Source organism: Streptomyces lydicus (assembly GCF_001729485.1).
Lineage (GTDB): Bacteria > Actinomycetota > Actinomycetes > Streptomycetales > Streptomycetaceae > Streptomyces > Streptomyces lydicus_D.
Window position 1 is genome coordinate 4,109,337 of sequence record NZ_CP017157.1, and the last position, 20,930, is coordinate 4,130,266.

At 74.1% G+C, this 20,930-nt stretch carries 17 protein-coding genes; 7 read left to right on the top strand and 10 right to left on the bottom strand.

What is annotated here, in order from left to right:
• The first annotated feature begins 135 nt into the window (after positions 1–135).
• Positions 136–1,071 carry a hydroxymethylbilane synthase gene (gene hemC / locus SL103_RS17805; RefSeq protein ID WP_069569995.1) on the top strand — a complete coding sequence of 312 codons (936 nt, stop codon included), beginning with the start codon at positions 136–138 and terminating at the stop codon, positions 1,069–1,071.
• A 61-nt stretch (positions 1,072–1,132) separates the two neighbouring features.
• Here the strand turns inward: hemC and SL103_RS17810 are convergent, their stop codons facing one another.
• The 3 genes from SL103_RS17810 to SL103_RS17820 form a co-directional block, all read right to left on the bottom strand.
• Positions 1,133–2,317: a hypothetical protein gene (locus tag SL103_RS17810; protein ID WP_069569996.1), complete on the bottom strand. Its 1,185-nt coding sequence runs from the start codon at positions 2,315–2,317 to the stop codon at positions 1,133–1,135.
• A gap of 53 nt (positions 2,318–2,370) precedes the next feature.
• On the bottom strand, positions 2,371–3,141 hold the full coding sequence (locus tag SL103_RS17815) for a dioxygenase (protein ID WP_069569997.1): 771 nt from the start codon (positions 3,139–3,141) through the stop codon (positions 2,371–2,373).
• A 136-nt stretch (positions 3,142–3,277) separates the two neighbouring features.
• A complete protein-coding gene (locus SL103_RS17820; protein ID WP_244303946.1) occupies positions 3,278–5,626 on the bottom strand; it encodes an ATP-binding protein in 2,349 nt (782 codons plus the stop codon).
• A gap of 436 nt (positions 5,627–6,062) precedes the next feature.
• On the opposite strand from SL103_RS17820, the gene SL103_RS17825 reads away from it, so the two are divergent.
• Positions 6,063–7,109, top strand: coding sequence for an ArsR/SmtB family transcription factor (locus SL103_RS17825; protein ID WP_069569999.1), 1,047 nt, complete (start codon positions 6,063–6,065; stop codon positions 7,107–7,109).
• Here SL103_RS17825 and SL103_RS17830 read toward each other — a convergent pair.
• Positions 7,049–7,453, bottom strand: coding sequence for a hypothetical protein (locus SL103_RS17830; RefSeq protein WP_069570000.1), 405 nt, complete (start codon positions 7,451–7,453; stop codon positions 7,049–7,051). The genes SL103_RS17825 and SL103_RS17830 overlap by 61 nt on opposite strands.
• Before the next feature lie 186 nt (positions 7,454–7,639).
• Between SL103_RS17830 and SL103_RS17835 the strand changes: the two genes are divergently transcribed.
• The gene (locus SL103_RS17835) at positions 7,640–9,946 is read left to right on the top strand and encodes an MMPL family transporter (protein WP_079145806.1); all 2,307 of its coding nucleotides are present in this window, start codon (positions 7,640–7,642) and stop codon (positions 9,944–9,946) included.
• A gap of 9 nt (positions 9,947–9,955) precedes the next feature.
• Here SL103_RS17835 and SL103_RS17840 read toward each other — a convergent pair whose 3' ends face one another.
• The 3 genes from SL103_RS17840 to SL103_RS17850 form a co-directional block, all read right to left on the bottom strand.
• On the bottom strand, positions 9,956–10,333 hold the full coding sequence (locus tag SL103_RS17840; RefSeq protein ID WP_107424556.1) for an acyl carrier protein: 378 nt from the start codon (positions 10,331–10,333) through the stop codon (positions 9,956–9,958).
• Positions 10,326–11,513: an SDR family oxidoreductase gene (locus SL103_RS17845; protein WP_069570002.1), complete on the bottom strand. Its 1,188-nt coding sequence runs from the start codon at positions 11,511–11,513 to the stop codon at positions 10,326–10,328. The genes SL103_RS17840 and SL103_RS17845 overlap by 8 nt, the downstream gene beginning before the upstream one ends.
• A 231-nt stretch (positions 11,514–11,744) precedes the next feature.
• Positions 11,745–12,971 carry a beta-ketoacyl-[acyl-carrier-protein] synthase family protein gene (locus tag SL103_RS17850; RefSeq protein ID WP_069570003.1) on the bottom strand — a complete coding sequence of 409 codons (1,227 nt, stop codon included), beginning with the start codon at positions 12,969–12,971 and terminating at the stop codon, positions 11,745–11,747.
• A gap of 589 nt (positions 12,972–13,560) precedes the next feature.
• Here SL103_RS17850 and SL103_RS37910 point away from each other — a divergent pair.
• Positions 13,561–13,725, top strand: coding sequence for a hypothetical protein (locus SL103_RS37910; protein WP_164492832.1), 165 nt, complete (start codon positions 13,561–13,563; stop codon positions 13,723–13,725).
• Positions 13,726–13,785: 60 nt separating this feature from the next.
• On the opposite strand, the gene SL103_RS17855 is transcribed toward SL103_RS37910, so the two are convergent.
• From SL103_RS17855 to SL103_RS17865, 3 genes are all read right to left on the bottom strand, one after another.
• Positions 13,786–14,124 (bottom strand): MmcQ/YjbR family DNA-binding protein, encoded by a 339-nt coding sequence (locus tag SL103_RS17855; protein WP_069570004.1) that lies wholly within the window; start codon positions 14,122–14,124, stop codon positions 13,786–13,788.
• Positions 14,125–14,172: 48 nt separating this feature from the next.
• Positions 14,173–14,667 (bottom strand): potassium channel family protein, encoded by a 495-nt coding sequence (locus SL103_RS17860; protein WP_244303947.1) that lies wholly within the window; start codon positions 14,665–14,667, stop codon positions 14,173–14,175.
• 173 nt (positions 14,668–14,840) lie between these two features.
• Entirely contained in the window at positions 14,841–15,845 is a 1,005-nt protein-coding gene (locus SL103_RS17865; protein WP_079145808.1) for a trypsin-like serine peptidase, read from the bottom strand.
• A gap of 349 nt (positions 15,846–16,194) precedes the next feature.
• Here SL103_RS17865 and SL103_RS17870 point away from each other — a divergent pair, with 349 nt between their 5' ends.
• The 3 genes from SL103_RS17870 (at position 16,195) to SL103_RS17880 (ending at position 20,917) form a co-directional block, all read left to right on the top strand.
• Positions 16,195–18,030: a glycoside hydrolase family 15 protein gene (locus tag SL103_RS17870; protein ID WP_069570006.1), complete on the top strand. Its 1,836-nt coding sequence runs from the start codon at positions 16,195–16,197 to the stop codon at positions 18,028–18,030.
• A 92-nt stretch (positions 18,031–18,122) separates the two neighbouring features.
• A complete protein-coding gene (locus SL103_RS17875; protein WP_069570007.1) occupies positions 18,123–19,523 on the top strand; it encodes a purine-cytosine permease family protein in 1,401 nt (466 codons plus the stop codon).
• Between the two features lie 206 nt (positions 19,524–19,729).
• On the top strand, positions 19,730–20,917 hold the full coding sequence (locus tag SL103_RS17880; protein ID WP_069570008.1) for a CPBP family intramembrane glutamic endopeptidase: 1,188 nt from the start codon (positions 19,730–19,732) through the stop codon (positions 20,915–20,917).
• Positions 20,918–20,930 lie beyond the last annotated feature (13 nt).

Consider the following 20,930-nt stretch of genomic DNA (forward strand, 5'->3'; position numbering starts at 1 on the left):
GGTGTCGTCGACGCGGGCGAGCGGGACGGCCGGGCCCGCGGGAGCCGTGGGACGCGGCACGGCAGGCGAGGCGCGCCGGGGGCCGGGCAACCTGCCGGTGGCCGCCGCAGGGATCTGACGGTCTATCGTGGGCGCATGGCCGCCCCTGAACTGATCCGCATCGTCTCCCGCGACTCTCCGATGGCCCTGGCCCAGGTGGAGCGCGTCCGCGCCGAACTCGGTGCGCTGCACCCCGGTATCGCCACGGAGGTCGTCCCGGTCAAGACGACCGGCGACCGCTGGATGGGCGCGCTCTCCCAGGTCGAGGGGAAGGGTGCGTTCACCAAGGAGGTCGACGCCGCGCTGCTCGCCGGTGCGGCGGACCTCGCGGTGCACTGCGTCAAGGACATCCCCGGTGACCGCCCGCTGCCGGCCGGCACGACCTTCGCCGCCTTCCTGGAGCGCGACGACGTCCGCGACGCGCTGATCCACCCGGGCGGGCTCACCCTCGACGAACTCCCCGCGGGAACCCGCATCGGGACCTCGTCGGTCCGCCGGATCGCCCAGCTCGCCGGCTCCCACCCGCATCTGGAGTGCGTGCCGATGCGCGGCAACGCCAACCGCCGCATGGAGAAGCTCGCGGCCGGCGAGGCGGACGCGCTGCTGCTGGCCGTCTCGGGGCTGGAGCGCATCGGCCGGCCGGATGTGATCACCCAGATCCTGTCCGTCGACGAGATGTGCCCGCCGGTCGGCGCGGGCGTGCTGGCCCTGCAGTGCCGCGAGGACGACACCGCCACCATCGACGCGGTCAGCGGTCTCGGGCACCCGCAGACCTGCCGCGAGACGACCGCCGAGCGGATGCTGCTGCACGTCCTGCAGGGCCACTGCAACAGCCCGATCGCCGGCTACGCCACGACCGACCGGCGCGGCGAACTCTCCCTGCGGGCCTGCGTCTTCACCCCGGACGGCAAGACGGTCCTCAACGCCCACGAATGGGCCGGGCCGCTCACCCCGGAGACGCTCGGCACCTCCGTCGCCGTCGCGCTGCTGCGGCAGGGCGCGCGGGAACTGATCGACGGCATCGCGCACTGAGGCGCGGCGGCCCGCCGGGGGACGGGCCGTCGCCCCCACGGCGGGCACACCGCCGGCCGGTTCAGCCCTTCCAGCGGGTGACCGCCGGGACCAGATCTCCTTGCTCGGCGATGCCGGCGACCCACAGGCCGGCGCTCCCGGGCACCGTCGAGAACCCCCGGACGACGAGCCCCGGGGACGCCGCCCGCTCCCACCGCCCCGTCCGGGCGTCCCGGCGCAGGGCGACCGGCGCCGCCCCCTTGCCGCCCACCGCCCACAGCGTGCCGTCACCGGCCTTGCCGACGGCGCGCAGCCGGCCGTCCGGCACGTTCGGTGTCTCCGCCTCCGTCCACGAGGTGCCGTTCCAGTGCAGGGCGAGCGGCCGCTCCGCGCCGGCGGCGGTGCTGCCGCCGACCGCCCAGATGTCGTCCGGGGCGAGGGCGGTGATCCCGCCCAGCCAGGCGTCCGCCCCCTGGGGACCGGGCGCGGTGACGCGCTTCCAGCTACTGCCGTCCCAGTGCAGCAGCAGCGTCGTCTGCGGCGACTTGTCATCGGCCGCGTAGGCGGCGCCGGCGGCCCAGACGTCGTCCGGCGCGACGACCGTGACGGCGCTCAGCTCGCCCTTGCCGACGTCCGGGAGGGACTGCCGGTGCCAGCTCTTGCCGTCCCACTTCTGGACGGCCGGGACGCCGTCCTTGACCGACCGGGCCATGGCACGGCCCACCGTCCACGCCGTCCCGTCCGAGGCCGTCGCCACGGCATCGGGGACGACGTTCCCGGCCGGGTCGCGGTCCAGTTTGTACGGGGTCCATGCGGAGCCGTTCCAGTGGGCGGAGGCGCTGCCCACCGTCCAGATGTCGGTGGCCGAGCGGACCGCGAGCGCCTGCGGGAAGCTGTTGGCGGGCAGGGTGGACTCCTGGCTCCAGGACGTGCCGTCCCAGCGCAGCGCGACCGCTTCGAGCTGGGTGGCGCTCTTCAGCCGGTAGCCCACGGCCCAGGCCCGGGTGTCGCTCAGTGCCGCCACGGCGGTCAGATCGCCCTTGGCCACCGGCACCGGCAGCGGCTGCCACTGTCCGGCGCGGGAGGCGGCCGCGCCGGGGGCGCCGACGGCCTTCGGTGCGGAGGCGGAGGCCGCCGAGGCCATCGGTCCGCCGGGCGGGCCGGCCAGGACCAGTGCCCCGGTGACCGCGGTGGCGGCGAGCACCGCCAACAGGGGCGCCCGGCGGGACACCCGGCCGGGGCTGGAGACGGGGTGGTGCGAAGGCATGACGAGTTCCTTCTCTTCGAGGGGGTGCGGCTGCGCGCCTGACCGTCCGCGTCCTAGACCGTGGTGCTGAGGACGAAGTCGAAGGTGCCGGTGTAGTGGCCGTCCGCGCCCTCCGGGCCGGTGAGGGCGAGGGTGCAGGCGCGGTTGAGCAGCCGGTCGGCGGCGTTGAGGGCGGCGAAGTCCCGGCCGTACGCCCGGGTGTCGTCGGGGAAGTACAGCTGGGTGACGAGCAGTGGCCCGCCGGACACCTGGACCCGGGTGTGGATATGCGGTGCACGCTGGCCCCAACGGCCCCAGTAGTCACGGGGGATGATGGTTCGGAGCCGGTAGCCGCCCCGGCTGTCGGTGTACTGGTGGCCCCGGAGGGAGAACCCCGAGGTGTCGTAGTCGCCGTTCTCGTCGCACTGCCAGAACTCGATGAGCGTTCCGGGCAGTGGCGTGCACGAGGTGTCGTGCACCACGCCGCTCAGGTCGAGCCGGACCCCCCGGGTGCCCGCGGTGACCAGATCGCCGCGCTCGGGCGAATGGGGCTTGAACAACGGGCCCTCGATGGACGCCGGGGTCTCCTGCCCCGAGCAGGCGGGGGTGACGGCGAGCGGACGCCCGGCCGTGGCACGCGTCCCCGCCGAGGACCGGCCGGTCGTCGCGGCCTCGGCCACCGGACCGGCCGCGGTGGCCACGCCCGCCCCCAGCGCCACCGACGCCGCGCCCACGGACGTGGACCTGAGGAAGGACCTCCGCGACCTCCCGCGTTCCTCGCCCGGGACCTCCGGGGGCCGCGGGCCCGGTGCCGCCCCCGGGCTGGTGTCGTCGGCGTACCGCATGGCATCTCCTCGCATGGATGGCGTCGTCGGTCGGTGCTCCGCGCACAGCCTCCGATGCCCCCGTGGGAGCGCACATGGGTCGTACGACGGACGCGTTGCGGTGTGACGAAACCTCCCGCGCGAGGCCGTGGCACGGTCAGCGTCGGTCCCGCTCCGGCCCGCCCGCGATCCGGACGGCGATCTGCGTACGCGACCGCACCCCGAGCTTGTCCCTGATCCGGTCGAGATGACTGGCCACGGTGCTCCTGGCGAGACCCAGATGAGCGGCTATCTGCTGGTTGGTCATGCCCTCGGCGACCAGTCGCGCGACCGCCGACTCCCGCCCGGTCAGCGGACGGTGCGCCGCCGCACCGGCACGGCCCGCCCCTTCCCGGACATCCGGGGGACCGCCCAGGGCATGGGCGACCAGGCCCGTCCCGCGCAGCCGGCGGCCGGCCGCCAGCGCCGCGTCCGCCACCGAAGGGCGCAACCGCTCCCCGGCCCGTGCCACGGCCGCCTCCACGTGCGCCCGCCAGTGCGCCTCCGGCTCGGTGTCGATGCGGTGGCGGGCCGCGACAGCCGCCGCGTACAGCCGCAGCGCCCGCTCCGGATCGCCGCGCTCGGCGGCCACCACGGCGAGGCCCTCCACCGGGTAGAGCGCATGCAGGCTCTCCCCGTCCGGCGCGCTGCGCAGCACCTCGGCGAACCTGCGTCCGGCGGCGTCCGCGTCGCCCCGCGCCAGCTCGACCGCGCCCGCGGTGTGCAGGGCGGCCGCCAGTTGGCCGGGCGGGGCGCCCGCCGACAGTACGGGCAGACACTCCGCCATCAGCCGGGCCGCCCGGGCGGTACGCCCCAACTGGAGCAGCGCCCAGGCGAGATGGTGGCGGCACAGCGCGAGATCCAGGGGCCGGCCGAGCCCACGGACCACGTCCAGGCACTCGGTGAACACGGCCACCGCGGCGGGGAATTCGCCACGGCACAGGCGGGCGGCCGCCAGCGCGTCCAGCGCGTTGGCCAGCCCGGCGGGGTGCCGCCGGGCGCGTTCGACGGCGACCGCGTCCTCGGCGAGGGCGAGGGCCGCCGCCGGGTCCGCCTGCTGGCACGCCGACCGCGCGGCCAGCGCCAGCGCCGCCCCACGCTCCGGGGAGCCGGCCGGTGCGCCCCGCAGGGCGCCCGCCAGGAGGCCGCGCGCGACCGTCAACTGCTCCTGTTGGTAATGCAACCGGGCCAGTGCCACCGAAAGCGGCAACCGGCGTGCGTCACCGCGCAGCGCCGCGGCACGGGAAACCGCCGCGGCCAGGTTTTCCCGCTCGTCGCCGAGCGGCAGCTCCGCGGTGTCCGGGAACACCGGCCCGGCGAGCCCGCCCGCCGCCTGCCGGGTCAGCCAGTCCAGTGCCCGGTCCCAGGTGGCCGCCAGCTCGCCGGCCTCGTCGAGCCGGTCCAACCCGTAGGACCGGACGGCACCGAGCTGCCGGAACCGCGCCGCGCCCGGCGCGCCCCCGCGTACCCGCACCACCAGGGACTTGGACTCCAGGGCACAGACCACGGGCAGCACCTGCTCCCGCCGTACGCCCGCCGGGCCACTGCCCTCCTGCTCCCCGGCCCCGTCGACGCAGACCGCGGCGGCCCCCGACGCGTCGAAGCCGCCACCGAACACCGCAAGGCGCCGGAACACCGCCCGCTCCGACGGATCCAGCAGCCGGTGGCTCCAGTCGATGGTGGCCGCCAGTTCACGATGGCGGCCCGGACCCGTCCTGCTGCCGCCGGTCAGCAGCGACAGCTGGTCGTCCAGCCCGCGCAGGATGCCGGCCGGCGGGAGCGACCCCGCCCGGCCCGCCGCGAGCTCGACGGCCAGCGGCAGGCCGTCGAGCCGACGGCAGATCTCGGCCACCGTACGCAGGTCACCGGGCGCCGGATCGAACCCCGCGTCGCACGTCCCGGCGCGCGCCAGGAACAACCGGACCGCCTCCGAGCGCAGCAGCGCGGCCGGGTCGCTGTCGTCGGTGACGGGCGGCAGCGACAGCTCACCGACGCGGAACACGACCTCGCCGGGAACCCGTAACGGCTCACGGCTGGTGGCGAGGATCCGCAGCCGGGGGCAGCGGCTGAGCAGGACCGCGGCGAGCCGGGCGCAGGACGTGGCCAGATGCTCACAGCTGTCCAGGACCAGCAGCGTGCTCCGCGCGGTCAGCGCGTGTACCAGCGCCTCCACTCCCACCCGGCCGCCACGCTCCCGCACGCCCAGCGCCGCGGCCACCCCCTGCGGCAGCTGCGCCCCGTCCGCCAGCCCGTCCAGCTCCACCAGCTGCGCACGGCCGGTCCGTCCGCCGCGCACACCGCCCGCGAGCTCCACCGCCAGCCGGGTCTTGCCCGTTCCGCCCGGGCCGGTCAGGGTCAGCAGCCGCGCCGACCGCAGCAGCGAGCGCAAGCGGGTCAGTTCCCGCTCGCGCCCGACGAACGCGTCGAGCGGGACGGGCAGCCCGCGGCCCGCCCGTTCCACGTCCACCGGCTCCACCTCCACGTCCTCCGCGTCCGGCGGTTTCGCGCCAACCGGAACCTGCCGCGCCGCACGCCGCCGGTACGCCGCCTGCCGGCAGGCCCGGGAGCAGTAGCGCGCGGGCCGGCCCCCGCCGCCCCGCGCACGCTCCGCCAGCCGCGCCCCGCACACCTCACATCCCCGCACCTCCGCCACACCGGCATCCTGCCCAACACCAGGCAGCCGCACCAGCACCCCGGACCGGGGCCGCGACGCACCGGCCGTCGTGCCCAACTTCCGTAGCACCGGCGGAAATCAGCCATCCGTGCATCGGCCGCGAACGCCCCGACCCGCCGACGCGCCCACAGCGTTCCTTGTCCGCGGAGAGTCACGTCGTACGCTGCATCCGGGGGTACGTCATCGCCGCTCGGCGGCGCTCTGTGACCGGGAAATCGGGGGGGCACGGATGGCCGTGCGCATTCACTTCAGTCTGGAAGATCTCGCCAGGACGCATATCGCCGAACGGCTCGATCCGCTGTGGGAGGTCCTGCTCAGCCTGCACCTGCTCCAGAACCGGGACGGGGCCGCGACCTTCGCCCACTGGCGCCGGCACACGCTGCCCCGGCTCGACCCAACGGCACGCGCACTGCTCGCCCTCGCACCGCCGCGCGGCTACAGCCCGGACTTCCTCACGCCCGAGGCGTCCGCCCACGGCCTGGAGGAGGGCCTCGACAGCCTGGCGTCGACCTCACGCACCCGGCTCCGCACCGACCTCACGCGGTTCGCGCACGCCCACCACGTTCCGCTGTGGGTGCGGCAGTTCGGCCAGCGCAACCTGCCGCACCTCGCCGACGCCGTGCGCTCCTACTACTCCCTCGCCATCCAGCCGTACGAGCACCGGCTGCGCGGCGATCTGGAGGCCGACCGGTCCCGGCGCAGCCGCGCCCTGCAGAGCGGCGGTGTGCAGCGGCTCCTCAACACGCTTCATCCCAAGCTGCACTGGCAGTCGCCGGTGCTGGAGTTCCGCACGCTGAGCGTGGACCGCGACGTCCACCTCGACGGGCGCGGGCTGCGCCTGATTCCGTCCTTCTTCTGCTGGCGCAGTCCCATCATGCTCAGGGACCCGGACCTGACACCGGTCCTGGTCTACCCCGTCGAGCGCAGCGCGGGCTGGGCGGAGGGCGCCGGCGACGGCCACCGCTGGCGGAGCGAACCGAAGAGTCCCTGTGCGGCCCTGCTGGGTCCCACCCGGGCGGCGGCCCTGGAGCTGGTGGCCGTCGGCTGCACCACGTCGGAACTCGCCCGCCGGCTCAACGTCTCACCGGCCACCGCCACCCACCACACCGCCATACTCCGCGAGGCCGGGCTGATCGCCTCGTGCCGCACGGGCGGCAGCGTGCACCACACCCTCAGCGCGCTGGGCGAGGCGCTGTTACGGGGTGACGGGTGGGATCACGAGCCCGGGTGGTCGCGCTGCCAGGGCACCACGACGACTTGGTCCTCGTCCTCGTAGACGATCCGTCCGGGGTCGGTCGACTCGATGCGTTCGCAGTCCACCGCGTGCGTGGCCAGCAGGTCCAGATAGCCGTCCACGCGCGCGATGAGATGCACCGCGGTGGACTTGAACCACGCCACCGCGCCGGGGTTCACCGCGTGGTCGTAGACCGAGGGATCGACCTCCGACGGGTTGGTGTAGTGGGTGTCGTACCAGTCGTTGCCGGCCCGCCAGAACCGGTACTGCTCCTCGCTCAGCCTGCCGTCCCGCGCCAGGCCGTTGGCCAGCCCGAAGATCCCGGGGAAGTGCCCCCGAGGGCTGCGCGTGGTCCCCTGGAACCGCACGTACACCGTCTCACCCACGCGTCTGCCTCCGCCTCGCCCGGCCGTCTTCCGGTGGGGAGTCTGCCAGGGCACGCCACCGCCGGGCCTGGCCGGCGGACCGAAAACGCCCGTCCCGCGCCGTGCCGTCCGCCATCCGCTCCACGCCCGCCCCCGCCGACGGCGCGGCACCCCGGCCCGGCGGGAGGGCGGCTGGACCATCGGCCCATGGCGGCGATGCGGACGGGAACGGGTGACAGCGGGCGGGGGCGCGGGCGCGGCCCCTGGGACCGGTGCGTACGGGCCCCGCGCCGGGTGCTGATCGTGGCCGGAATGCTGTGCGTGCTGTTCGGCTGCACGGCGTCCGGGCTGGGCCAGCGGCTCTCCGTCGGGGGGTTCGTCGCCTCGGGGACGCCCTCCGCACGGGCCGAGGCGTGGGCCGCCCGGTACGGGGCCGACCGTCCGGAACTCTTCCTGGTGCTGCGCCCGCGGGACGCCCGCGAGACCCTGGACGGCCCGGCGGTACGGGCGGCGGGACGCCGGATGACCCAGCGGCTCGCCACCGAACCGGGTGTGCTGCGGGCCCGCTCGTACTGGACCGGCCCGGACCGTCAACTGCGCTCGCCCGGCGGCCGGTTCGCGCTCGTACGGGCCGATCTGCGGGGCAGCGAGACCGAGACGGCCCGCACCGCGCAGCGACTGGTGCCGCGCTACACCGCTGGCGGCGGGCCCTTCGAGGTGCGGGCCACCGGGGCCGCGTGGAGCCTGGCACAGTCCACCGGGCAGGCGCACACGGACCTGGTGCGGGCCGAACTGATCGCGGCACCGCTGACCTTCGCGATCCTCGCGGTGGCGTTCCGGTCACTGCTGGCCGCGCTGCTGCCGGTGCTGGTCGGCGGGGTGTCGGCGGTCGGTGCGCTGGCGGTGCTGAGGGTGCTCACCGCCGTCACCGACGTCTCCGTCTTCACGGTTAACCTCGTCGGGGCACTGGGCTTCGGCCTCGCGGTGGACTACGCGCTGTTCATGGTGGCGCGGTTCCGGGAGGAACGGGCGCGCGGGCTGACACCGCCGGACGCCGCACGGGCCGCCGCGCGCACCGCGGGGCATACGGTCGCGGTGTCGGCGGGCACGGTGACCGCCGCGCTGGCCGCCCTGCTGGTGTTCCCCTTCCCCTTCCTGCGCTCGATGGCGTACGCGGGGATGGCGGTGGTGGTGCTGGCGGCGCTGACGGCGGTGATCGTGCTGCCGGCCGTGCTGGCCTGCTGGGGCCCACGGGTGGAGTCGTCGGATCCGTTCGCGCGTCTGCGGTGGGCCCCGGCACCGACGATCGGCGCGGACAGCACCCTGTGGCGCACGGTCGCGCGGGCGGTCACCCGGCGCCCGCTGCGGTGGGGGACCGGCTGCCTGTTGCTGCTGGCGGTGCTGGTGGTGCCGTTCGCGCACGGGCGCCTGGGGCTGTCCGACGAGCGGATCCTGCCGAGTGACGTGGAGTCCCGTGCGACGGCCGATCTCATCCGCCGCGAGTGGGGCACCTCCGCCGACGGGGCGCTGACCGTCGTCCTGCCCCGGGCCGACCCGGTGGCCGGGCGCCCCGCCCTGGACGCATACGGGCGCAGGCTGTCCGCGCTGCCCGGTGTGCGCGAGGCGGTCACGGCGACGGGGCGGTACGCGGGCGGCCGACGGGTGGCCGGGGGAGCGCCGGCCGGTACCGGCAGCCGGCCGCGTGGCACCGTGGCGATGCTGACGATGACCCCCGACCCGCAGTCCGAGCGGGCGGCCGGCCTGGTCCGCGCGGTGCGCCGCCTGCCGTCGCCCGGCCCCGCCCACCTCGCCGGCTGGGCCGCACAGGTCGTCGACGCCCGCGCGGCGCTGACGAGCAGACTGGCGCCGGCGCTCGCGCTGATCGCCGCGGGGACCCTCACGGTGGTGTTCCTGTTCACCCGCAGCGTCCTGATCCCGCTGAAGGTCCTCGCGGTGGCGGCGCTGAGCCTCACCGCCGCGCTGGGCGGCCTCGTACACGTCTTCCAGGACGGCCATCTGCACCGGCTGCTGGGGGACTTCACCGTCACGGGCACCCTGGACATGACCATTCCGCTGCTGCTGTTCAGTGTGGCGTTCGGGCTGTCCGTGGACTACGAGCTGTTCCTGCTCTCCAGAATCCAGGAGCACTACCGGGCCACCGGGGACAACACGGCCGCCGTCGTCCACGGCGTCGCCCGCACCGGCCGGCTGTTCACCGCGGCGGCCCTCGCCGTCGCGGTGGCGACCGGCGCGCTCGCCACCTCAGGGGTCCTGCTGCTCAAGGAGCTGGGGTTCGGCCTGGCGCTGGCCGTACTCGTCGATGCCACGGTGGTACGCGGCGTGCTCGTACCGGCGGTGATGCGGCTGGCCGGGCGCGCCAACTGGTGGGCGCCCGCGCGGATCCGCCCGGGACGGGCCCCCGGGCCGGCGCCCGGGGACGTGCGCCCGGGAGACGAGCTGCCGGCCGCGCCGGAGGGGAATGTGAAGCTGCCCGCCACCGGCCGGTCCGGCTGAGGGGCCCGCTCACCCCGTGGGCGACCGCTCCGGCCGTGCGGCCGCGCCCGGCGCCTCCGCCCCCGAGCGGAGCGCCGCGACATACTCGGCCGCCTCGCCCAGGGTCATCCCGGGGCGCAGTTCGGTGTCCGCGCTGTGCACACCGAGGTGGGCGCCCATCACGAGGGCGAACTCCAAAAGCGCGAGCGAGTCGATGTCGAGCTGCTCGAACGTCGCGCCGGGCCGCAGCTCGCTCTCCAGGAATCCGAACGTCTCCGTCAGCGCCGTACAGATCGCGGCATACGCCTCGGACGCGCCGGGGGACAACTCGGCGGATCCGGGCGGGGAACCAGGGGAACCAGGGGTGGGCCCGGGGCCGGGCAGGGGGGCGGACACGGGATCAGACACGAGCGTTCACGGCTCCCTTCCGTACGGAATCGGCCCGGGCGGAGCCGGCCGGTGACGGGGTGGCGCACGCGGCGTCGGTCATGCCGGCGCGCACGTACTCCGCGGTCAGTTCCCCGGGCGGCGCCAGGCCGGCCGTCGCGGCTGCCAGCCGCGTCCGGTCGTAGCGGCGCCGGGACCACCAGTGCGGGGTCAGTCCGGCGGCCAGCCGCATCAGGGACCGTTCGAGCGGCCGCATCCGCTCCGGGACGAGCTCCGGATCGAGCTCGACGTCGAGCCAGTCGCACGGCTCCAGCGCGAGACGCAGCAGCCACTGCACCGAGCAGTCCTGAGGGTGGGTCACATGGAACGTCTCGACCCCGTCCGCCTCGCGCGTCGCACACCGCAGCATCGCGGCCACCGCCCAGTCCACCTGGAGCAGGTTGACCAGGGCATCGGGCCGGCCGGGCAGCCTCGCCGTGTACGGAAAGCTCAGATCCTCGGCGGCCGGACCGGCGGCCCGCAGCACGAGCGCGCGGTCCTGCCGTCCGAGCAGACGGGTCCGGGCGGCCTGCACCGCCAGCCAGTGGCGCGGCTCGCCCGGCTCCGCGGGCCGGCCCGTCACCAGCAGGGCCGGCCGGAACACCGTCGCGGCCCGGCCGGTGTCCCGCGCCCAGCGGCGCACCCGCACCTCGGCCCGGTACTTCGACTCCTCGTACGCGGTGGCGAACCCGTACCGCTCCTCCAGAGCGTCCTCGGGCACCAGGCCCTCGCGCCGCTTCCCGGCCACGAACGCCGTACTGACGTGGAACAGCCGCGTCCCGCGCGCACCCGCGGCGAGCAGTTCCAGGACGCGGCCGGTGCCCTCCACATTGGTCCGGTGGAGTGCCGCCGCCGGGCCCAGCGGGCTGGTGTCCGCGGCGCAGTGCCACACCTCCTGCGTCCGCCACGCCAGCGCGCTGTGCTCCGCGGCGGACAGACCCAGCCGGGGCGCGGTGAGTTCGACCGGTACGGGGGTCACCCGCCGGCGGAACGCGGCTTCCTCGCACCGGGAACCCGTACTGCGCACGGCCCGCAGCAGCCGGTCCCGGGCCTCCTCCGGATCGCCCCGCACGAGGGCGCAGACGGGGCGGTCGTCCCTCCGCAGCAGCGCGGCGAGCAGATGGGCTCCGAGGAAGCCGGTGGCACCGGTGACCGTGATCAACGACTCACTCCTTCGACGGCGTGCCGGCCAGGACGCGGCAGCGCCGCCGAGCCGCACCCCACAACACCCACACAACGGATGATTGTCCTACTTATGCGCAGTACGTTGCAGTATGTCGGAGCGTCAGGGAACGCGCTCATCGGTGCACAGGCGACGGACCGGCATTCGCGTGAAGTCGCCGGCGGCGTGCCGCGGGCGCGGATTCCGCGGCGGCCGCCCCGCCCCGCGCGGCTACGGGGCCGCGCGGAACACCAGGACCGCGTTCTGCCCGCCGAAGCCGAACGCATTGCTCACCGCCGCCGCCATCCGTACCGGCCGTGGCACCTTGCCGACCACGTCCAGCTCGATGTCCGGGTCCAGGCGGCGCAGATTCGCCGTCGGCGGGACCACCTGCTCCTGAAGCGTCAGCACCGTGCAGGCCGCCTCGATCGCCCCCGCGCCGCCGGCCGCGTGCCCCAGCGCGCCCTTCACCGCGGTGACCGGCGGCGGCCGGCGGAACACCTGCCGCAACGCGAGGGCCTCGGCCCGGTCGTTGAGCACCGTCGAGGTGCCGTGCGCGTTGACGTGGCCGATGTCCTCCGGTGCCAGCCCGGCATCGCCCAGCGCCGCCGACAGCGCCTCGGCCGCGCCGCGCCCTTCCGGGTGCGGCGCGGTGAAGTGGTACGCGTCGCACGAGGCGCCGTACCCCGCCAGATAGGAACGCACCCGGGCCCCGCGGTTCCGGGCGTGCTCCGCCCGCTCCAGCACCAGCATCCCGGCCCCCTCCGCCAGGACGAAGCCGTCGCGGTCCGCGTCGAACGGCCGGGAGGCCCCCGCCGGGTCGTCGCCGCGCCGCGAGAGGGCGCCCATCTGATGGAAGCAGGCCGCGGGAATGCGGCTGCACAGCGATTCGCTGCCGCCCGCCACCACCACGTCGCAGGCGTCCGCCAGCAACAACTGCCGTGCCGTGCCCAGCGCCGTGGCACCCGAGGCGCACGCCGTGCTGACCGTCAGGTTCGGCCCGCGGACCCGCAGGTCCATCCCCACTTCGCCGGCGACCATGTTCGGCACGCTGCGGGGAATGGCCAGCGGGGAGATCTCGGTGGCCCGCCCGCAGGTGAGCTTGGCGAACTCCTCCTCGTACCGCTCCATGCTCGCCGTGCCGACGCCCAGGACGACGCCCACCCGCAGCGGGTCCCAGTGGTCCGTACCGAGACCGGCATCGGCCACCGCCTCACGGGCGGCCACCAGTGCCATCGCCGCGCACCGGTCCAGCCGCCACGACAGCCGCCGCCCCAGGCGCTCCGCGGCGTCGAAGCCGGGCACCCGGCAGCAGAAGTCCACCGGCAGCCCGTCGAGCGCCGGATCGCGCGCCGCCGGGGACTCGCCGGACAGCAGGCCGTGCCAGGTGGCCGGCACCCCCACTCCGGCGGGCGTGACCAGCCCCAGCCCCGTGACGGCCACCTCCCGCCCACTCATCCGGCCCCCACCTCCAGCGCACCTGCCCCAGTGATCTCCGGCATCCCGCCAGTATCGGCAGCGGGCCGTCCGTCCCCCGGCATGCCGAGCCGCATCGTCCCCCGACCGGCGCAGCGGTACACCGCGCCCGTTCGGCCACGGGAGCCACCCGCGACGGCCGGTGCACCCCAGGCACCGGCAAAGCGCGCGAGACGGCACGCAACCGCACATTCACCGGGCAATGGCCAGCAAAAGCATGAAAATGCCTGCAGGGTACGAATGTTGCCCAGGCTTATCGACGGTCGCAATCTCCTATACGCGCATCAAGCGGTCGTGAACCTCGCCAAAGGGGAGGCGTCAGCCCTCATTGGACTGCAATAACCATCAATACCGCTCAGCGGTCTCAGGGGCTGGGATGATCTTTTGCGTGCTCGGCACGCCCGTGACAGGATGTCCGGGCCACGCGGGGGAGCGGCGCACGAGAGGTGGGCAACCTTCCCTCGCGCACCATGAGTTCAGCTGACAACCGAGGTGCTCCCTTCTTCCCGGGGCGGCGAAACTGCTGAGCCGCAGCCATAACAGACACGGGATTGGGACCAGGAACAGCGACATGACTACTGCGACGCACACATCCGGCCGTACCCCCATCTACGAAGAGCTCGTCAAGCAGCACGGCGATGTCCTCGCGGAAACCCGCGAGGCCGCGGAGCATTCCCAGCTGAAGGCTTCCCAGGCCCTCGACTGGAGCGATCTGCGGCGCCGCCACCACGGGTGACGACGACGCGATTCCGCCGGTGAAGGCAGGTGTTCGGGCATTCCCGCCCGAAACGCGCCGTCACCCGGAAAAGCTCTCCAACAGCCGTGGCGGGGCCGCCTGCTTCCACGAGTCGACGAGGATGTCCTGCAACTCGTCCAGGTCGTCCAGTTCCGCCAGCCGGACCCGCACCCAGGCGGAACTCGCCTCGTGCGGCGGCACCCAGAATTTCTCCGGTTCCGCGGCGATCAACTCCCGCCGCTCATGGATCGGGCACCGCACCGCGAACGAGGTCTCGTCGTCGGGCACCGTGACGAACATCTTCCCGGCGACCCGGAACGTGGGCATCTCCCAGGCTTCCTTCTCCACCGTTTCCGGCAGCGAGAGGGCGATACGGCGGACATCAGCGGAATCGATCACGTCACTACTTTAGAGGCGCGGACGGCCGCGCGGACACGGCTTTCCCCGTCAGGCGGAGGGGTGCGAGCCCCGGTCCCTGAGCAGGGTCTCCACGTGGTCGAAGCGCGCGTGCAGGGTGTGCAGCTCCGAGCGGAACGCCGCCACGTCCTCCCGTGCGTGATTCCCCACGGCTTTCCCCAGCCGGGCCACGTCCTGCTCCGCCTGGCCGACGAACCAGGTGGCGAGCGCGGCCGTGATGACGCCGAACGCCGTGATGGCGCTGAGCATCAAAAGGGCTGCGACGACGCGGCCCCACAACGTCACCGGGTAGAAATCCCCATAACCCACCGTGGTGGCAGTCTCGAACGACCACCACAATGCCTTCGGGTACGACGTGATATTGGCGCGCGGTGCCCCCGATTCGGCGACCAGGACCAGCGCGGCACCCCCGAGCAGCATCGCGGTCATGACGAGGGAGACCCAGAACGCCGCCTGTGCGTGCAGCCGGCGCCACGCCTCATTTCTGAAGAGGCGATTCAGTACGGAGACGAGAAACGACGGCACCAACGGGGCGTCACCTTTCTCTGCTGACCTGGTGGACAACCGGCCTTCCCCCGTCGCCGACATTAACAGGGACCGTCACCGTGCCCGGCGATATCGGCGACCGCGGCGAGCATGGTGACGAGACGTCAAAATGTCCCTGCATTCCCACTTTCCCGGATTTCCGGCACCGCCGGTCAGTCCGAGGAGGGCACGGTCTGACGGGGGCCGGCGGGGGTGTCGCCGCGCACCGCGTGCAGGTAGAGCGCCAGGGTGTCGAGCGTGAAGTACGAGCTGTAGGAGACGTCCGGGAAGTCGCCGCCCGTGTGATAGCCGCCGATGACGCCGATCAGCGCATAGCCGGTGAAGTCGCGTACCAGGAACGGACCGCCGGAGGTGCCGCCGATGTAGCCGGCGCAGGCGATCTCCAGGAAGTCACCGGGCGCCGCCGGGTCGGTGCTGGTGTACCGGTGGGTGGAGGAGGTGCAGTCGAGCGGTTCGGGATGGGTGGTGTCGCTGTTGCCGGGGTAGCCGATCAGCCGGACCTCCGGGTGGCGGTAGCCCGGGTAGGGGAGCAGGTCGAAGCCGCCGGTCACCTCCTCCACCTCGGCCCCGTCCGCGCGCGCCCCCAGCCGTACCACCGCGTAGTCCCAGCGGGCGCCAGCCGCCGTCCCGAGGTCGTAGTAGCGCTGGTCGAGGTAGATGCGGTCGACGGGGTAGATCCCGTGCGGCTTCAGCCCGTCGTGGTACTGGGGCACGAACGACAGATGACGCTTGGGGTCGGGCGAGCGCAGGCAGTGTCCGGCGGTCACCACGAGATTCCGGTGGGGGCTGCGGACCACCGTTCCGCCGCAGAACCGGCCGGTGTTGCTGCCGTCCGTCCAGAAGAACGTGCCGACCTGCGGGAGTCCTTCGAACGGATGGCTCGGCGGAACCGGATCCGCCGCGAGGCCGGTCTCCCGTCCCTGTCCGGCGCCCGGCCGCGCCGTGCCCGTGTCCCCGGCAGCCTTGCGGACGACGGCCGGTTCGGCGGCCCGCATCCGCTGCGGGCTCCAGTACTCCTCCGCCGCCGAGCCGGGCGACGGGGCGTCCGTGCCCGCGGCGTGCGCCGGCGACCAGGGCGGGACGGCGAGCGGCAGGCCGAGAAGCAAGGTGGTGAGCACGAGCGTGAGGCGGGCGCGTACGGCGAGGGGTCTGCTCATGGTCCGGGGTCCTCCCGAGGGCACGGCGTACGGAACGAGGGACGTACGGGGCAGGCGTGACGGGCGAGCGGCGGCTGCGACGGGCGAGGGACAGGAGAGGGCAAGCGAGCCATGCTCCTACGACGGGCAGGTGCGTGGCTAGAGGCCGGGCGGAATTGCGGCGGAAGGGGTGGCGCGGTTCGCCGGGGCGGCGGTCCCGCCGGGTGCGGGCGGGGTACGGGCGTGCCCGGCGGGACGGACGCGCCCGGCACCGGCCTCCGCACCACCGCCCGGTCGTCGTTCGCCGGCCGGAACGGGCCGGAGGTAACCTGAATCCAGTGCTCCTGCTCCCCAGCACCGGGGAGGTCCCATGACCACCTGCGCGAGCCTCCGCCCCAGCAAGGCGGACGAGCCCCGCTACCTGCCCATCGCCGAGCACGGCCTGATCGGCGACATGCGGACCGCCGCGCTGGTCGGGACGAACGGCACCATCGACTGGTACTGCCCCTTGCGCTTCGACGCCCCCAGCGTCTTCGCGGCCATCCTGGACGCCGACCGCGGCGGGGCCTTCGAGCTCGCCCCGGACGTGCCCGCCCGGACGAAGCAGTTCTACTTCCCCGACACCAACATCCTGATCACCCGGTTCTTCGCCGACAACGGCGTCGGTGAGGTGCAGGACTTCATGCCGATCGTCGACGACTCGCGCGAGGCGGACCGGCACCGTCTGATCAGGCGCGTGCTGTGCGTCCGCGGGTCGCTGCCGTTCACCGTACGGGTGGCGCCCCGGTTCGACTACGGCAGGCAGACGCACACCGTACGGACCGAGCAGGGCCACACGGTCTTCGACTCCCCGGACCTCTCGCTGGCCCTGACCTCCAGCGTCCCGGTCGAGATCTACGGACCGGACGCCCGGGGCGCCTTCACCTTGCACGAGGGCCAGTCGGCGGTCTTCGCGCTGGACCGGATCGGCGGCGGGCTGAAGCCCCGGGCCTGCGCGGTCATGGAGGCGGAGGAGCTGTTCGGGGCCACGGTGCGGTACTGGCGCTCATGGCTGTCGCACTCCCGCTACCGGGGACGCTGGCGGGAGATGGTGCACCGCTCCGCGCTCACCCTCAAACTGCTGACCTACGCACCCACCGGTGCCCTGGTGGCCGCCCCCACCACCAGCCTGCCGGAACAGATCGGTGGCGAGCGGAACTGGGACTACCGCTACGCCTGGGTGCGCGACGCCGCGTTCTGCATCTACGCGCTGCTCAGACTCGGCTTCACCGACGAGGCCCGGGCCTTCGCGCACTTCCTGTCCGAGAACATCTGCCTGCAGACCGGTCCCGACGGACCGTTGCAGATCATGTACGGCATCGACGGCCGCAGCGAGATCCCCGAGAGCGAACTGACCCACCTCGAGGGCCACTTGGGTTCCGCCCCGGTACGGATCGGCAATGACGCGGTCGCCCAGCTCCAACTGGACATCTACGGCGCCCTCATCGACTCCCTCTACCTCTACGACAAATGGGGGGAGCCGCTGTCCAGCGCCCACTGGGACACCGTCGGCATGCTCGTGAACTGGGTGTGCGACAACTGGGACCAGCCCGACGAAGGCATCTGGGAAACCCGGAGCAAGGCCCAGAAGTTCCTCTACTCGCGGCTGATGTGCTGGGTCGCGATCGAGCGGGCGACGCGGATCGCCCACCACCGCGGCCTGCCGGCGGACCTGCTCCGCTGGGCGGAGACCCGGGACGCGATCTACCGGCGGATCATGGAACGTGGCTGGTCCGAGAAGCGCAAGGCGTTCGTCCAGCACGAGGGCGAGGACGTGCTCGACGCCGCCGTCCTGATGATGCCGCTGGCCAAGTTCATCTCGCCCACCGATCCGAAGTGGCTCTCCACCCTGGACGCGCTGGGTGAGGAGCTGGTGTCCGACTCGCTGGTCTACCGCTACGACCCGCGCCGGAGCCCGGACGGGCTGCGCGGCGAGGAGGGCACCTTCTCGATCTGCTCGTTCTGGTACGTCGAGGCACTCTCCCGGGCCGGCCGGGTGGACGAGGCGCGGCTCGCCTTCGAGAAGATGCTGACCTACGCCAATCACCTCGGCCTCTACGCGGAGGAGATCGGCCGCACCGGCGAGCAGACGGGGAACTTCCCCCAGGCGTTCACCCACCTGGCACTCATCAGCGCCGCCTTCAATCTGGACCGGGCACTGGGCTGAGCGGCGCCGGGGATCCCTCCCGCCGGGCCCCCTGAGGGGCGGCGCGGACGTCCGGCCTACCGTGGGGCGGGTCTGTTGACGTCTGGAGCGTAATGATCATCGATGAGTCCGCCTTCCGTGGGCGGATGCCCGCCCGGGCCGGCGACCTGGCGGTCGAGCGGCACGGGATAGAGCCGGTACCCGAAAACAACCGCTACGGGAAACCTGCCCGGCTTTTCACCGTCTGGTTCGCCCCGAACCTCACCATGACCGGGGTCTTCACCGGCACCGTGGGCGTCTCCCTGGGGCTGGACTTCTGGACGGCCCTGACCGCCATGGTGCTCGGCACCCTCCTCGGCGCGCTGCCGGCCGCCTACCTCTGCACCTGGGGCAGCCGCACCGGGACCGGGCAGCTGCCGCTGTCCCGGCTGGCCTTCGGTGCCGGGGTGGTGCTGCCGGGGGTCACCCAGTGGCTCTCCTCCGTCGCCTGGGACGCGCTCATCGGCCTCTTCGGCGGGGAGGCGCTGGCGCAGCTGCTCGGCTGGCCGTTCTGGCTCGGTGCGCTGGTGATCCTGCTCCTCCAGGGCGTCGTCGGGGTCTTCGGCTACGAGGTCCTGCACCGCCTCCAGACGGTGATGACCTTCGTGCTTGGCGCGGCCTTCCTGGTGATCGGCGGCAAACTGCTGTCCGGTGTCCCGCTGCCCGCGACGGGCTCGGCGCACGGGGCCGACCGCCTCGGCGCCTTCGTCCTGACCAGCACCATCGCGCTCAGCCTGGCACTGTCGTGGGCGCCGTACGCCTCGGACTTCAGCCGCTATCTGCCGGCCGGCACGTCCCGGCCCCGGATGTTCTGGTACTCCCTGCTCGGCATGGTGCTCTCCTTCGCCTGGGTCCAGACGCTGGGGCTGTGGGGGGCCGAGCTGTTCACCGACCAGACCGCCGCGGGGGTGCACGGCCTGCTGGGCGGCGGTGCCCTGGGCGCCTTCGGGCTGCTGGCCATCGCCGCCGCGGCGGTGTGCAGCAACGCCATGAACGACTACAGCGGCTCGCTGGCCCTGCAGGCGACCGGCCTGCGGGTTCCCCGGCCGCTCGCCGCCGCGGCCGCGGCCGTCCTCGGCTTCCTGCTGGTCCTGTGGCTGCACGCGGCGGACACCACGGTCCGCTTCCAGAACCTGCTGCTGTTCGTCGGCTACTGGATCCCCGGGTTCGTGGGCATCGTGCTGGTCGACGCGCGGCTGCGGGCCCGGGCACGGCGGGGCGCACCGCTCGACATCGCCGCGGAACTCGCCCGGCCGCAGCCGTGGTGGCCCGCGTGTACCGCATTCGTCGCCGCCTTCGCCGCGGCCGTGCCCTTCATGGACACGACCCTGTACGTCGGGCCGGTGGCGGCGGCGCTGCACGGCGCGGACCTCGCCTACTACGTGGCCTTCCTCGTGGCGGTGGCGGTCTACGCCCTCCTGCGGCGCGTGGCGGCGCCGGCCGGCCCCACGCGCCAGACGCCCGCCGCCGGCTGACCTCCGGCCTTCCGCGTACGCCCCCGACCTGGAGACATACCCCCGGGGACGACCGGGGGACGGCCGAAGGAGGGAGCAGCGACCGGCGCCGTCTCGTACCTCAGGAGGGTTTGGCGCGCCGTTCGTGTCGGACGGGCGCGGCCTCCGCGTCAGCACCGGAGCTGCGGGCACACGTAGGCCCGAAGACCTGGCGGGAGGAGGAGCCGATGGCCACGAAGGAGAAGAAGGACACGATGGACACCGGGCCCGCGTGGCGGGCCTGGGGGAGGGCGCTGCTCGGCGGCGCGGTGATGGCGGCCGCGCTGGGGACGGGCAACGCCCTGGGCGAAGCGCTGGTCAGGGCGCTCGACATGACCGGCTACCCGGCGCAGTTGCTGCCCGCCGCGCTGGTCAGCGCACTGGCCGTACCCGTCGTGCTGGCGTTACGGGCCGGGCGGCCGGGCAGCGGACGGCCACTGGGCCTCGGGACGCCCGCCGCCGCGGCGCACGGCTTCGCCCGCGGCCTCGCCGTCACCACGGCGTGTGCGGCCCTGGTGCTGGGCGGCGGCACGGCGGCCGGCTGGGTCCGGTGGTCCGGGCCGGACCCCGCGGCGCTGGTGTCGTTCCTGGCGGGCAACGCCCTGGTGGCGGTGCTGCTGGAGGCGCTGCCGGAGGAGACGACGTTGCGCGGCTACGCGTGGGCGTCGCTGCGTGACCGGTTCGGCGGGGCGCTCTCCGCCCTGGGCACCACCCTGGTCTTCCTGCTGGTGCCGGCCGCCTCGACCGTGGTGCAGGCCGGGGTCGCCCACGCGGTGGGGGTGCCGGCGCCGCCGATGGGCCTGGCGCCGGCCGGGCAGGACCCCGTCGCCTATTTGGTGCTGCTCTCGGTCTTCGGCCTCACGCTGATCGCGGCACGAACCGCGCCGGGGAGGGCCCCGCTGTGGGCGGCGATCGGCACCCACGTGGCCTTCCTGAGCGTCAACCGCGTGGTGTTCGAGGGCGGCCGCCGGGACGCGGGCTGGTCGGCCCACGTGTCCACGGTGCACGCCGCGATCCTCGAACTGGGTTACCTGGCGGCCACCGCGGCGGTCTTCGCCGGGGCGCGGCTGCTGACGTCCCGCGGGCGCGCCCCGGCGTCCGGCCCGCGGGTCCGCGCGGCCGCGGCATGGCTCCTGCCGGTGCTGCCGTCCGGTCCGCGCGCCACGGCATCCGGCGGGCGCCGCGTCCAGCCCTCCGCGGCGACCACCTACAGCGTCGGCGTGTGGGCCGGGACCGGCGCGCGACTCGTCCCGCCGGTGCGGGTGCTGTCCCGCGCGTCGGCACCCCCGCCCGGAACCGTCAGCCGCGCCCGGCCGGCCGCAGGCACACGGCGAAGCCCGGGGACCCGGCGAAGCCCGGGAACGCGGCGCGGCTGACCCGCGCCACGGC